Source organism: Spirosoma fluviale, assembly GCF_900230225.1.
Classification (GTDB): Bacteria; Bacteroidota; Bacteroidia; order Cytophagales; family Spirosomataceae; genus Spirosoma; species Spirosoma fluviale.
In genome coordinates this window covers 825714-838572 of record NZ_OCNH01000002.1, presented here as the reverse complement: position 1 = coordinate 838572, position 12859 = coordinate 825714, and the positions used below count along the sequence as shown (strand labels likewise).

At 49.1% G+C, this 12859-nt stretch carries 13 protein-coding genes and 4 tRNA genes; 2 read left to right on the top strand and 15 right to left on the bottom strand.

Annotated features, from left to right (window positions below; all coding sequences use genetic code 11):
• Positions 1–115: 115 nt before the first annotated feature.
• The 15 genes from rplL to mnmD all read right to left on the bottom strand — a co-directional run bounded on the left by rplL (position 116) and on the right by mnmD (position 9484).
• A complete protein-coding gene (rplL, locus tag CRO74_RS14165; protein WP_012928962.1) occupies positions 116–502 on the bottom strand; it encodes a 50S ribosomal protein L7/L12 in 387 nt (128 codons plus the stop codon).
• A 57-nt stretch (positions 503–559) separates the two neighbouring features.
• Positions 560–1093 (bottom strand): 50S ribosomal protein L10, encoded by a 534-nt coding sequence (gene rplJ / locus CRO74_RS14160; RefSeq protein WP_097126696.1) that lies wholly within the window; start codon positions 1091–1093, stop codon positions 560–562.
• A gap of 3 nt (positions 1094–1096) precedes the next feature.
• The gene (gene rplA, locus CRO74_RS14155; protein ID WP_097126695.1) at positions 1097–1795 is read right to left on the bottom strand and encodes a 50S ribosomal protein L1; all 699 of its coding nucleotides are present in this window, start codon (positions 1793–1795) and stop codon (positions 1097–1099) included.
• 25 nt (positions 1796–1820) lie between these two features.
• Positions 1821–2264, bottom strand: a complete 444-nt coding sequence (gene rplK, locus CRO74_RS14150) for a 50S ribosomal protein L11 (protein WP_012928965.1) — start codon at positions 2262–2264, stop codon at positions 1821–1823.
• A 149-nt stretch (positions 2265–2413) separates the two neighbouring features.
• Positions 2414–2974, bottom strand: coding sequence for a transcription termination/antitermination protein NusG (nusG, locus tag CRO74_RS14145; protein WP_097126694.1), 561 nt, complete (start codon positions 2972–2974; stop codon positions 2414–2416).
• 110 nt (positions 2975–3084) lie between these two features.
• Positions 3085–3276, bottom strand: a complete 192-nt coding sequence (gene secE, locus CRO74_RS14140; protein ID WP_012928967.1) for a preprotein translocase subunit SecE — start codon at positions 3274–3276, stop codon at positions 3085–3087.
• 15 nt (positions 3277–3291) lie between these two features.
• Positions 3292–3365 (bottom strand) — tRNA-Trp (locus CRO74_RS14135).
• A 111-nt stretch (positions 3366–3476) separates the two neighbouring features.
• Positions 3477–4664: an elongation factor Tu gene (gene tuf, locus CRO74_RS14130; RefSeq protein WP_097126693.1), complete on the bottom strand. Its 1188-nt coding sequence runs from the start codon at positions 4662–4664 to the stop codon at positions 3477–3479.
• Positions 4665–4820: 156 nt separating this feature from the next.
• Positions 4821–4892 (bottom strand) — tRNA-Thr (locus CRO74_RS14125).
• A gap of 99 nt (positions 4893–4991) precedes the next feature.
• A tRNA-Gly gene (locus CRO74_RS14120) sits at positions 4992–5064 on the bottom strand.
• Between the two features lie 72 nt (positions 5065–5136).
• Positions 5137–5219 (bottom strand) — tRNA-Tyr (locus tag CRO74_RS14115).
• A 116-nt stretch (positions 5220–5335) separates the two neighbouring features.
• Entirely contained in the window at positions 5336–5872 is a 537-nt protein-coding gene (locus CRO74_RS14110; RefSeq protein WP_097126692.1) for a hypothetical protein, read from the bottom strand.
• 58 nt (positions 5873–5930) lie between these two features.
• Positions 5931–7952: a M13 family metallopeptidase gene (locus CRO74_RS14105; RefSeq protein WP_097126691.1), complete on the bottom strand. Its 2022-nt coding sequence runs from the start codon at positions 7950–7952 to the stop codon at positions 5931–5933.
• Between the two features lie 143 nt (positions 7953–8095).
• Positions 8096–8686, bottom strand: coding sequence for a thioredoxin family protein (locus tag CRO74_RS14100; protein ID WP_097126690.1), 591 nt, complete (start codon positions 8684–8686; stop codon positions 8096–8098).
• Between the two features lie 126 nt (positions 8687–8812).
• On the bottom strand, positions 8813–9484 hold the full coding sequence (mnmD, locus tag CRO74_RS14095) for a tRNA (5-methylaminomethyl-2-thiouridine)(34)-methyltransferase MnmC2 (protein ID WP_097126689.1): 672 nt from the start codon (positions 9482–9484) through the stop codon (positions 8813–8815).
• A gap of 150 nt (positions 9485–9634) precedes the next feature.
• Here mnmD and CRO74_RS14090 point away from each other — a divergent pair, with 150 nt between their 5' ends.
• Both CRO74_RS14090 and CRO74_RS14085 read left to right on the top strand, forming a co-directional pair.
• Positions 9635–10144 (top strand): DUF4293 domain-containing protein, encoded by a 510-nt coding sequence (locus tag CRO74_RS14090; RefSeq protein ID WP_097126688.1) that lies wholly within the window; start codon positions 9635–9637, stop codon positions 10142–10144.
• Between the two features lie 137 nt (positions 10145–10281).
• On the top strand, positions 10282–12813 hold the full coding sequence (locus tag CRO74_RS14085) for a zinc-dependent metalloprotease (RefSeq protein WP_097126687.1): 2532 nt from the start codon (positions 10282–10284) through the stop codon (positions 12811–12813).
• The last annotated feature ends 46 nt before the right edge of the window (positions 12814–12859 follow it).

The window sequence follows — 12859 nt, the reverse complement described above, 5'->3', positions numbered from 1 at the left end:
AATAAAAATAAGTTTGTCTTTTGCAAGAGCTTAGACAAAAAGTCTCCAAACAGGAAAAGACCAGACGTTGGTCTGGCCTCTCCTGTCTGGAGCGATATGCGAAAGAGCTATCTGCTTACTTAACTTCTACTTCAGCACCAGCTTCTTCGAGTTGCTTACGCAGAGCGTCAGCTTCGTCTTTGCTTACACCTTCTTTAACTGGCTTCGGCGCTGTGTCGACCAATTCTTTAGCTTCTTTCAGACCCAGACCCGTCAGGTCTTTTACCAATTTAACTACAGCCAGTTTAGCAGCACCAGCCGACTTCAGAACAACGTCGAACGAGGTTTTCTCAGCAACGGCTGGAGCAGCATCACCTGCACCTGCACCGCCACCAGCTACCATCACGGGAGCGGCTGCAGCCGGTTCGATACCATACTCATCTTTCAGGATGGTAGCCAGTTCGTTAACTTCTTTAACTGTCAGGCTTACAAGCTGCTCCGCGAACGCTTTCAAATCTGCCATTGTCGTATTTCTTTTATTTGATTGTGATACAATTGTGAAAAAATATTGTCGGAAAAATTAAGCTGCTTCCTCGCGCTCCGACAGCGTTTTGAGGATACCGGCCAATTTGTTGCCACCACTTTGCAACGCCGAGATGACGTTTTTCGCAGGCGACTGCAACAGGCCGATGATTTCGCCGATCAGCTCTTCTTTGCTCTTCAGTGCGATGAGCGTGTCGAGTTGGTCAGCACCAATAAATAGGCTATAATCAATAGAAGCAGCCTTCAATTGCAGCTTGTCGTTCGTTCTACGGAACTCCTTGATAAGCTTAGCCGGTGCTTTGCCGTTGTCTGCGTGAAACATCACTGCCGACTGGCCATGCAGCACCGTATCGTTGAACGGTGTATAATCCGTATCGAGGGTTTCGAGTGCTTTCTTGATGAAGCTATTCTTCACCACCCTGTACTCAATACCCCGCTCAAAACACATCCGACGGAGGTTGTTTGTTTCAGCAACCGTCATGCCATTGGCTTCCGTGATGTAGAAGAAGGGAGTCGACTGGAACTTTCCAGTTAATTCCTCAATAATTGCTCCTTTGTCCTCGCGCTTCATGGCTTAAATTCCGGCTACTGTGCCTTTATCAATCGTTACTCCCGGACTCATCGTGCTCGACAGGTTGATCGTTTTCACATACGTTCCTTTGGCCGACGAAGGCTTCAGACGCATCAGTGTAGCGATGATTTCCTGCGCGTTTTCGGCCAGTTTTTCTGGCGTAAACGATACTTTACCAATACTGGTGTGAATGATACCGGTTTTGTCGACTTTAAAGTCGATTTTACCAGCCTTCACCTCACGAACAGCTTTTGCTACGTCGGGAGTTACCGTACCCGATTTCGGGTTTGGCATCAGCCCGCGTGGACCAAGAACTTTACCCAGACGACCCACTTTGGCCATAACGTTCGGCATCGTGATAATCACGTCGATGTCCGTCCAGCCTTGTTCGATCTTCTGAATGTAATCATCCAGGCCCACGAAATCAGCACCAGCTTCTTTCGCTTCGTTTTCCTTGTCCGGGGTGCAAAGCACCAGAACGCGAACCGTCTTACCGGTACCATGCGGCAACGTGGCAACACCACGAACCATCTGGTCGGCTTTACGCGGGTCAACGCCCAACCGAACGTCAATATCCACAGAAGCGTCAAATTTCGTGAACGAAATCTCCTTCAGAATCTCGGCTGCCTGTTGGAGCGAGTATTCTTTAGCAGCATCGTACTTCGATTGAGCTTCTTTTTGTTTTTTCGTTAACTTAGCCATGTCTGTGTTTGCTTCGGCAAGTCTATTAGTTCTCGAAGGGCGCTGTGCCCGTCACCGTGATTCCCATGCTGCGGGCCGTACCGGCCACCTGCTTCATTGCAGACTCTACTGTAAAGGCGTTCAAATCGGGCATCTTCGTTTCCGCGATTGTCCGAATTTGGTCCCATGTTACAGAGCCCACTTTGTTGCGGTTTGGTTGAGCAGATCCGCCTTTCAGCTTAGCTGCTTCCAACAGCAGAATCGGCGCCGGTGGAGTCTTGATGACGAAATCAAAGGATTTATCCTTGTAATACGTGATCAAAACTGGCAGCACCGTACCCATTTTATCCTGCGTCCGGCCGTTGAATTGCTTGCAGAATTCCATGATATTTAAACCCTTGGAACCCAGTGCCGGACCGATCGGAGGTGAGGGATTGGCTTGCCCACCTTTGACTTGCAGCTTTACGTAGCCACCTACTTCTTTTGCCATTGTGGTAATTGAGTTACGATCTACAACTTACGTTGCCTGGGAGTTAGTCACATAACCGATCCAGGTTCCTTCATAGTAAACCAACTTGTTTTGATCGTTTGTCCTCTGAGGGAAGCATAGGACGCCCGATCATGGAATCTGACGACTAATCAGAGTTCCTTTTCTACTTGCGCGTAACTGAGTTCTACCGGTGTATTCCGGCCAAATATTTTCACAACGACGTTCACTTTCTTTCGGTCGTCGAATACTTCTTCTACTGTTCCGATAAACCCACCAAACGGGCCATCAACCACTTTAACGGATTCGCCCTTGATGTAAGCAACGGTTGGAGCAGCTACTTCCTGCGCTTCTTCGTCAACTTTACCCAGAATGCGATTTACTTCGGCCTGGCGTAATGGAACGGGCACTTTTGATGTCGTTCCTACCTGAGAGTTACCCAAAAAGCCCAATACACCCGGCATATTCAGAATCATATCGAGTGCCCGATTATTACCCAGATCAGCCGAAATAAGGATATAGCCAGGAAAAAATGATTTTTCCCGAACGCGCTTCTTACCGTTACGCATTTCGTATACCTTTTCCGCCGGAATAAGAACCTGCGGAATTACTTCGTCCAATTTCTGCCGGATAATTTCGTTATCAAGATAGGATTTGATTTTCTTCTCCTGTCCCGAAACGGCCCGTATGACGTACCATTGTATGCCGCTCATTTGCTTGTCATTTGTTGCCAAGTATCGTCAAACGTTGGCAAGTGTAGTCAAGAAGTGATTTACAATTCCTGACAATCTTTGACCATTTCTTGACTACCTATGACTTGTTTTTAGAATGACTGATAAAACGCGTTCAGTCCGTTCTCAAATACCAGATCTATCAGACCGACCAATAGCGCAAAAATCAGCGATGCTACCAGTACCAGCGTTGAACTGGATTGCAGATCGCTGAATTTGGGCCAAGTCACGTTGTGCTGAACTTCCTCCCAGGAGGCTTTCAGAAACGAAATAAACTTGTCCATATTAAAGTAAGGGATTGGCACGGGTGGAGAGATTCGAACTCCCATCAACGGTTTTGGAGACCGCTATTCTACCCTTGAACTACACCCGTTTGTTACTGGTCTATTCGGCGTGCCCCGAATTGGACTGCAAAAGTACGAACTAATATCAAAAAAACAAGTGCATTCCCGTTAAGAAATGCACTTGTTATCAATTATTTACCTTAGTCGAGGATTTCCGTTACCTGACCAGCGCCTACGGTACGACCACCTTCGCGAATAGCGAAACGCAGACCTTTTTCCATAGCGATTTTGTTGATCAGACTTACTTCGATAGTGATGTTATCACCGGGCATTACCATCTCAACGTTTGCAGGAAGAGTGATCTCACCTGTTACGTCTGTGGTACGGAAGTAAAACTGTGGACGGTATTTGTTAAAGAATGGTGTGTGACGACCACCTTCTTCTTTCGACAGAACGTAAACCTCAGCCTTGAACTTCAAGTGTGGGGTTACAGAACCTGGCTTACAGATAACCATACCACGACGGATATCGGTTTTTTCAATACCACGGAGCAGAAGACCTACGTTATCACCGGCTTCACCACGGTCCAGAATTTTCCGGAACATTTCAACACCCGTTACAACTGATTTTAAGTTTTCAGCACCCATACCCAGGATTTCAACTTGTTCGCCTGAGTTGATGATACCCCGTTCGATACGACCGGTAGCAACGGTTCCACGACCTGTGATCGAGAATACGTCCTCTACGGGCATAAGGAATGGAAGCTCTGTCATACGAGGAGGCAGGGGAATGAAATCATCCACACTCTGCATCAACTCTTCAATGGTTTTAACCCACTGTTCATCGCCATTCAGACCACCAAGGGCCGAACCTTGAATTACCGGGATATTGTCACCGTCGAAGTTATAGAAGCTCAACAGTTCGCGGATTTCCATTTCAACGAGTTCGAGCAACTCTGGATCGTCCACCATGTCCACTTTGTTCATGAACACAACGAGCTGAGGAACACCTACCTGACGAGCAAGCAGGATGTGCTCACGCGTTTGGGGCATTGGTCCATCCGTTGCAGCTACCACAAGGATAGCACCGTCCATCTGCGCAGCACCAGTTACCATGTTTTTCACATAGTCGGCGTGACCTGGGCAGTCAACGTGTGCGTAGTGGCGGTTTGCCGTTGAATATTCAACGTGCGATGTATTGATGGTGATACCGCGCTCTTTTTCTTCCGGAGCGTTGTCAATCGAGGAGAAGTCCCGAATTGCGGCCAGACCCTTTCCGGCCAGCACTTTCGTAATGGCAGCCGTCAGCGTCGTTTTACCGTGGTCAACGTGACCAATCGTACCGATGTTTACGTGCGGTTTCGAGCGGTCAAAATTCTCTTTTGCCATGTTTTTAAAACGCTATTGTGAACTGTTATTTGTTAGTGAATAAATTCGCTGAACGTAAATAAGGCCCAGCGAAATCATCCCGTTTGAGGTCTGATGCCATTTGGGCTTAAAACCGCACGGGCGGCCCCGTCAAAAAGACCTCCTGAAGAAGTCTTGAGCCGTTACGGGGACTTGAACCCCGGACCTCTTCCTTACCAAGGAAGTGCTCTACCGCTGAGCTATAACGGCTTGTTTCTAACAGTGGAATCAGCAAAGAGAAAGTAAACCTAAATCGTGCGCGATCTCGATTACCTTGTAGCGTGTTTAAAGCTACCGCTTTACCAATTGAGCGGAAGACGGGTCTCGAACCCGCAACCTATAGCTTGGAAGGCTATCGCTCTACCAATTGAGCTACTTCCGCTTACTTAGTAATTAGTTAACAGTAAAGCTGTAACTGGTACAACTAACTACTAATTAACTATTCACTAAAGGGTGGGGAGTGGAGGATTCGAACCTCCGAAGGCGTACGCCAGCAGATTTACAGTCTGATCCATTTGGCCACTCTGGAAACTCCCCAAAAAGCACTGTTAAAGAACATTTTCCGCCCCGTTTCCGGTTTGGAGTTGCAAAATTACACGATTTTACGGTGTTGTCAACAGATGCTCTAAAAATAATTTACAGAATGTTAAATATTATTGAACCAGTTGGGTCAACAAGGTCCCGTCAGGATAGCGCATATCCGTGATCCGCCACCGGCCTGCCGTTTGCTGCATTTCCACCTTAATTTCCTCAGGTTTAGCCTTGTTCTCAAATGTTACGTACACAATAGCTCGTGTTCCTCCAACAACAGCAGGTAGTACCCAGGTCTTTTTTATGGCCTCATCAGGGACATTATATAGGCCATTTATTTTTTTTCTATTTAGTTTTCCCGTTGATTTCTGAGCGTCGTTCCAGATAAGTTCGGCCGTAGATTTCGCAAAAAATTGTTCGATCAACGCACGATCTTTTGTCTCGCGCATGGGATTTTCCGTTTTGTTGTGCTCAAAATAAAGAGCTCTCACCAATCGATCGGCCGCCGAGCGGGGTGTATTATCCGTTGGGCGTTTTGCCAGTGCAGCGGCACTGTCTTCTACCGCCGTAGTCGAAGTGGTCTGAGCTTCCTGCTTTGGCTTGGTTTTGCAGGCTAAGCTAATAAGCACCAAGGCCGTCAAGAGTAAGGGTGTCTTCATAGAAAAAGAAGGTTTAGAAAAGGCTCGAACAGGTTCTGGCTGTTCAAGCCTTTTTAGTTTACCAAACTTTAATTCGGTCTTCCGGCTTTTTGTACATCTTGTCGCCCGGTTGAACATTAAAGGCCTGATACCAGGCGTTGATATTCGACACAGGACCATTACACCGGTATAAGTTCGGTGCGTGCGGGTCGGTCATGATTAGCTGCGCCTGTGTTTCAGGTAAAACGTTGATGCGCCATACCTGCGCCCAAGACAGGAAGAACCGCTGATCTGGTGTAAAGCCATCAATCATGCTCTTTTTACCGCTCGTTTTGCCCTGTGCGGTCTTTTTAAAGGCATCGTACGCAATGGCTAGCCCTCCCAAATCGGCGAGGTTTTCGCCGAGGGTTAGCTGGCCATTTACTTTGATGGAATCCAGCACTTTAAAGCCAAAGAACTGCTCTTTTACCTGATCGGCCCGTTTCTTGAAGTTATCGGCGTCGGTTTTGGTCCACCAGTCGCGCAATGTCCCGTCAGCATCGTACTGACGACCTGAATCGTCGAACCCATGCGTCATTTCATGACCGATTACGGCGCCAATACCACCGTAATTGATCGCATCGTCCGCATCGAAATCATAGAATGGAAATTGCAGAATAGCGGCCGGGAAAGCGATTTCGTTGTTAACGGGATTATAATAAGCGTTTACCGTTGGCGGTGTCATGCCCCACTCGGTCCGGTCGACGGGCTTGCCCAGGCGGTTGATCATGTAGTTGTACGACCATTTACTGGCCGACTTCACGTTGCCGTAATAATCGTTGCGGGCAATGGTAACCCCATCGTAGTTCTTCCATTTATCAGGATACCCGATTTTCCGTTTGAAGGAAATTAACTTGGCAAGTGCTTTCTTCTTGGTATCCTCGCTCATCCAGTCGAGGTTTTTAATGTGTTCTTTGTACGAATCTTCGAGGTTACCAACCAATGTCAGCATGCGCTGTTTAGCTTCGGGTTTGAAGTACCGTTGTACGTACAGTTGACCCAGCAAATCACCGAGCGAGTTATCAATGAGACCACTCACTCGCTGCCAGCGGGGCGTCTGCTCCTTTTGGCCGGTCAGTACTTTTGAAAAGGCAAAGTTCTGCTTCACGAACGCATCGCTCAGGAACGGAGCGGCACCTTTCAGGATATTCCACCGCATGTAGGTGCGCAGGTCTTCGATAGGCGTAGCAGTTACCAGGCTATCCAGCGAGCGGAAAAACGCCGGGCTTTGAACCAACACGGTATCCTGCCCTTTGGCACCAAACTTGGTCAGTTGATCGGCCCAGTTCATGCCGGGTGTCAGTTTACTGAAATCGGCAACCGTAAGTTTATTATACGTTTTATAAGGATCACGCATCTCTACGCGGGGCATCTGGGCTTTGGCCAGTGCCGTTTCTACCCGCATAACCACATCGGCATCCTGCGATGCCTGGGTTGGCTCTTCACCAATCAAACCGAACATTTTGGTCAGGTTATCCCGGTATGCATCCCGAATTTTTACACTACGCGCATCATCTTTCAAATAGTAATCACGGTCGGGCAGCGTGGTACCTCCCTGGCTGAACTGGGGTAAATATTTGGAAACGTTTTTACGGTCCTGGGTTACGAAGAAGCCAAATAGCATACCATTGCTCTGCGTACGCTGGTACGCCAGTTCATCTATGAAAGCCGCTTTGTTATTGACTTTTTCAATGCGTGCCAGTTCTGGTTTAATTGGATCAAACCCACGCTTCTCGATCGTCAGGCTGTCCATACCACTCATGTAATAGTCGCCCACCATTTGATACAGCCGACCTTTTGTTGTAGTCTTGGCAGCATCTTCAAGCAAGGTTTTCATGGCATCCAGACTCTTATCCCGAAGTTCATTGAAACTGCCCCATGCGGTTTTAGAAGCCGGAATAGCATTTTGACGAAGCCAGTTCCCATTGGCATACTGATAGAAGTTATCGCCGGGCTTCACTGACAAATCCATGTTTTGAGGATCAATAAATTTTCGGGGACCAGCGGCCATAAACGCAACGGCCAGGGCACCCGTCACTATAAAACTTACTCGTCTTGTCATTGTATTGACAGTTGGGGTTGATGAAAGGATACAAATTTAACTAAAAATAGGAACGCGGATTGAACGGATTAAGCGGATAAAAACAGATAAATCCGTTCTACTCCGCTTAATCCGTTCAATCCGCGTTCCTATCAGGTATATGCTTATTTGTCCGCTGAGAGCGACGCTTGAAATTCTTTATATGACCCTGTTTTATACTGATCGAATGGTTCTTTCTGGTGGTAGTTCTTCCCGAAGTAGGTGATGATCTGGTGGAACGTTCTTGGCTCCAGATAGCCAGCGATAGGCTGAATCAGATTAAACTTTTCGTCCAGAAACACAGTCGTCGGGTAACTCATCTGGTTTTTCAGTAACGCAGCGGCCAATTCATGAACACCCCGGCTCCCACCGCTGATGTACTTGAAGGTTTGTTTGCCCAGTGTTACATCGGCCGTTTGCTCGGCATTGAACCGAACGGCGTAGTAATTCTCGTTTACATAGTCGACGATAGCGGGTTTCGAGAAGGTTTCCCGATCCATTACCTTACACCAGCCGCACCAGTCGGTATATACGTCTACCACAAATTTCTTCGGTTTCTTCTGCGTCAGGACGTAAGCTTCCTGAACCGTCAGCCATTTAATGTGTTTGGCTTCGGCAGAAGTAGTGTTTATGACCGGCTCAATGGGCAAGTTGGTTCGAAATGCACTGATCGTGAGCAGAACGAAAGCCGCGAAAAAGAGAAGCAGACGATTCATTGGGGCTGTTGTTAGTTTAGTGAATAACGTACGGGGGTTCATAAAATTAGCAAAAAGGAGTCCTTTTAACGGCAAGGCCGGCAAAGGGTTTCAGAACGAGTTGGGTGGCCGTAAAATACTGTCCACTTAATCCATTTTTACGGCTCGGATAACGTCCCGTTTGTGCAGTGGTCCGGAATGTTTCTCCACGGTAAGCCCGGCGGAGCGCATGTTCCGCTGCACATAACTCCGCGAACAATAGGTCGTTAACATACCACCCGGTAGCAATAAACGGGCCATTTTTTCGAAGACTTCCGGTTCCCAGAGCTCGGGCTGGGCCGTTGGTGCAAATGCATCAAAATAGATGACATGAAACCGTTCGGTAGTGTCAAGTTCCTGTACGTTTCCCTCATGTTTAGTTAGTGTGAAATAAGTGTCTACGGCAACCCGCTCATTCCAGGGCGATTCATGAAGTTTAGAAAGGTAAGAGGTGCCAAAAAACGCATCGTAATTAAGCTGGCGGGCGTCGTCGATCGCCATTGGATAGGCGTCGATCGCCGAGTAAACTACCCGCCGTTGATGAATTTGTGCTTCGCGGGCCGTTAGCAATGCATTCAGGCCCGTACCGAAGCCCATTTCAAAGACATGCAGGTCAGTTTCAGGAAATTTATTGAAGGCCGCCAGCAAGCCCAGCTCAATATAAACGCGTTGCGATTCCTGATAGGCACCATGAATGGAATGGTATGGCTTGCCGAACACCTGATTAACGGCCGTGTGCGAACCGTCGGCGGTTATCATCAGGCGAATATCTGCTTTCATTATCTGTCGTTTTTGGCCTACTTTTGTGTCTAATTCAGTGGTGACTATTGGGACATAGCCATCGGCAAAGTGACTTATGTACAAATCACGCTTTGGGGTGGCACTAACTAATTCTCACTGACTCCTATTCATTATTCATTCAAATTAACAATGATTCAACGCGTTCAGACGATATTTTTGTTTCTTATTGTCGTTGCCATGGGCATAGCACTTTCTAACCCTATCTGGGAAAAAATGGGTACGCAATCGCTCGAAACGGCAAAACTCACGGCCCTGCAGTATACTCAACAACGAGCCGTTGCGCCCCAGGCAGGCGTCCCGTCGCAATCAATTCCCGTTACTTTCGAGGTATCCGTCTGGTATTTAGGCTTATTAATCGGGTTGGTGGCTTTATCTTCTCTGTACGCTATCTTTCAGTTTAAAAACCGGCTTACTCAAACAGCTTTGTGTGCAGTAAACGCACTGATGTTAACATCCATAATGGGTATCATACTTTACCGGACCTTATACGCGGGTAAAGAATTTGGTAACCCGTCTGACCAGGGTACGTTCCTAACCGGCTTCTATGCCATTGTGGGTGCTCTGCTATTTAACGCACTAGCCAACCGATTTATCCGGCGGGACGAAAAACTGGTACGCGGATCAGACCGGTTGCGGTAGCGTTACGGTTTTATAAAGTATCAGGATAGCCCGTCAATACAACAGAAAGTATTGACGGGCTATCCTTTTATGCGTGTATCTACTGCCAATACACGCTTTTACCGTAACTTGGCTGTGAATTACAACCTCACGTCAATATGCACAAAAAGGTACTCTCCCTTCTTTATTTATTCCTAACTGTTCCTTTCCTGCTCACAGCCCAGCCAACCAGTACAACCGGCACATCGGCAAACATCGCCACCTTTACCAATGGCATGGAACGCAATTCCGGTTTTATGACCTATTATTGGGATGCGAAAAAAGGGAAAGTATGGCTCGAAATTTCCTCGTTCGATACCGAGTTTCTGTACTACCCAACGCTGGCGCAGGGCGTTGGCTCCAACGACATTGGGCTCGACCGGGGCCGTTTGGGTCAGGAACATATTGTAAAGTTTCAGCGCACCGGCCCTAAAGTTTTGTTGATCGAACCCAACTACGCATACCGGGCCATCACTTCCGATCAACTTGAGCGCCGGGCGGTTGAAGAGTCCTTCGCGACATCCGTTCATGCGGGCTTCGACATTATGGCCGAAGAAAATGGCAAGGTGTTAGTTGACCTGACGCCGTTCCTGATGCAGGATGCCGTGGGTGCCGTTCAGGCTATTGCCCGTACCAAGCAGGGGACTTTCCGGTTCGATCCGGCCCGCAGTTCGATGTATTTGCCACGAACAAAAGCTTTCCCGCAAAATACCGAGTTCGAAACCATCATTACCCTCACAGGCGATAATCCGGGTTCTTACCTGCGTGAAGTAGTTCCAACGCCATCGGCCGTGACCATGCACCAGCACCATTCGTTCGTGCAGCTTCCCGATGCCAACTACAAGCCCCGTCTGTTCGATCCCCGCATTGGGTACGGCGGCATCGAGTATTTCGACTACGCCACTCCGGTAAGCCAGCCAATCATGAAACGATACATTTCCCGGCACCGGCTGGAGAAAAAAGACCCGTCGGCGGCTGTCAGCGAAGCGGTGAAACCCATTGTGTATTACCTTGACCCCGGCACGCCGGAACCCATTCGCTCGGCGCTGATGGAAGGGACGGCCTGGTGGAATCAGGCGTTTGAAGCGGCTGGCTACAAAGATGCTTTTCAGGTAAAGCTGCTGCCCGCCGATGCCGACCCGATGGATGTCCGCTATAATCTGGTGCAGTGGGTTCACCGCTCTACGCGGGGCTGGTCGTACGGTGGCAGTATCATCGATCCTCGTACCGGCGAAATTATTAAAGGGAAAGTTACGCTTGGCTCCTTACGGGTTCGGCAGGATTACCTGATCGCACAGGGCCTGGTGGGTGATTTTGCCAGTGCAGCCAGTCCCAACGCCGACCCCATGCTTCAAATGTCGCTCGACCGGCTCCGGCAACTGGCCGCACATGAGGTTGGGCATACCCTTGGGTTACCGCACAACTACATCGCCAGTACCCAGAATCGGGCGTCGGTGATGGATTACCCAACGATGGTGGCCAAAATCAAAGGGGCCAGCATTGATTTGTCGGACGCGTACGCCAAAGGGATCGGCGATTACGACAAGTGGAGCATCCGCTACGGCTACGAACAGTTTCCGGCCGGAGCCGACGAAAAACAGGCGCTGGAAAAAGTAGTAACCGACATGCATAAAGCGGGACTAACCTTCCTGACCGATCAGGACGCCCGGCCCGAAGGATCGTCGCACCCCGGCACACACCTCTGGGACAATGGCGCTAATGCCGTCGATGAATTGAAGCGGGTGTCGGACGTTCGGCGGATAGCCCTGGCTAATTTCTCGGAGAAAAAGATTCCGGTCAATGCGCCGATGGCGACACTGGAAGAAGTGTTCGTTCCCATGTACATGTTCCACCGGTATCAGGTCGAATCGGCGGCTAAGGTGGTGGGCGGACAAACGTACACCAATGCCCTGCGGGGCGATGGCCAGCCGGTGCTATCAGCGGTTCCGGCAGCAGAGCAGAAACGGGCAATAGATGCGCTGATGGCTACCATCGACCCGGCTTTTCTGGCCGTTCCAGCGCCGGTGTTAGCAATGATTCCCCCCCGCCCCTTTCGGTACGACCCCAATCCGAGGGAAGTTTTCAAGCGTCGGACCGGTATTACGTTCGACCCAATGGGACCGCCCGAAGCGGCTGCGGGCATGACCCTTCGGATGTTATTAAACCCCGAACGCTGCGCCCGCTTAGCCAGTCAGCAGTCGATTGTCAATGGTACGTTGCCCAGTCTAGACCAGGTCATCGATCAGTTGATTACAACGACCTTCCGCAGTGGTGCTTCCTACCGCCAGATGCTTAAAGACCTTACGTATACCGGTGCTATTCGTCGGATGCTGCAACGGAAAGTACTGGAAAGTCTGATGCAGTTAGCTGTGGATAAAGACCTGGATGGTGCCGTGCGGGCATCAGCTCACGAAGGCATCATGCGTATCAAAAGTCAATACGCGGGTAAACCATCCATCAATCTGCCCGCCAGGAACTCGATTTCAACGGAAACCTCGCCGGGTGCCACCGGCGACTATTTATACTGGCTGATCTCCCAGTACGAGACCAACCCATCGTCTATTCCGGTAGCCGCTACCCCTGCTCCGCCAGACGGTGCCCCTATTGATCCAGGTCAGGAGTGGTTATCACCCGATTGCGACTGGAAATAGTATCCGTAACAAGAGAACTATTTTAGTAAAATTTAAAGAAAGGCTA

Excerpts from the sequence above, each read along its gene's own strand:
- rplL (WP_012928962.1), bottom strand. The coding sequence starts at position 502 with ATGGCAGATTTGAAAGCGTTCGCGGAGCAGCTTGTAAGCCTGACAGTT.
- rplJ (WP_097126696.1), bottom strand. The coding sequence starts at position 1,093 with ATGAAGCGCGAGGACAAAGGAGCAATTATTGAGGAATTAACTGGAAAG.
- rplA (WP_097126695.1), bottom strand. The coding sequence starts at position 1,795 with ATGGCTAAGTTAACGAAAAAACAAAAAGAAGCTCAATCGAAGTACGAT.
- rplK (WP_012928965.1), bottom strand. The coding sequence starts at position 2,264 with ATGGCAAAAGAAGTAGGTGGCTACGTAAAGCTGCAAGTCAAAGGTGGG.
- nusG (WP_097126694.1), bottom strand. The coding sequence starts at position 2,974 with ATGAGCGGCATACAATGGTACGTCATACGGGCCGTTTCGGGACAGGAG.
- secE (WP_012928967.1), bottom strand. The coding sequence starts at position 3,276 with ATGGACAAGTTTATTTCGTTTCTGAAAGCCTCCTGGGAGGAAGTTCAG.
- tuf (WP_097126693.1), bottom strand. The coding sequence starts at position 4,664 with ATGGCAAAAGAGAATTTTGACCGCTCGAAACCGCACGTAAACATCGGT.
- CRO74_RS14110 (WP_097126692.1), bottom strand. The coding sequence starts at position 5,872 with ATGAAGACACCCTTACTCTTGACGGCCTTGGTGCTTATTAGCTTAGCC.
- CRO74_RS14105 (WP_097126691.1), bottom strand. The coding sequence starts at position 7,952 with ATGACAAGACGAGTAAGTTTTATAGTGACGGGTGCCCTGGCCGTTGCG.
- CRO74_RS14100 (WP_097126690.1), bottom strand. The coding sequence starts at position 8,686 with ATGAATCGTCTGCTTCTCTTTTTCGCGGCTTTCGTTCTGCTCACGATC.
- mnmD (WP_097126689.1), bottom strand. The coding sequence starts at position 9,484 with ATGAAAGCAGATATTCGCCTGATGATAACCGCCGACGGTTCGCACACG.
- CRO74_RS14090 (WP_097126688.1), top strand. The coding sequence starts at position 9,635 with ATGATTCAACGCGTTCAGACGATATTTTTGTTTCTTATTGTCGTTGCC.
- CRO74_RS14085 (WP_097126687.1), top strand. The coding sequence starts at position 10,282 with ATGCACAAAAAGGTACTCTCCCTTCTTTATTTATTCCTAACTGTTCCT.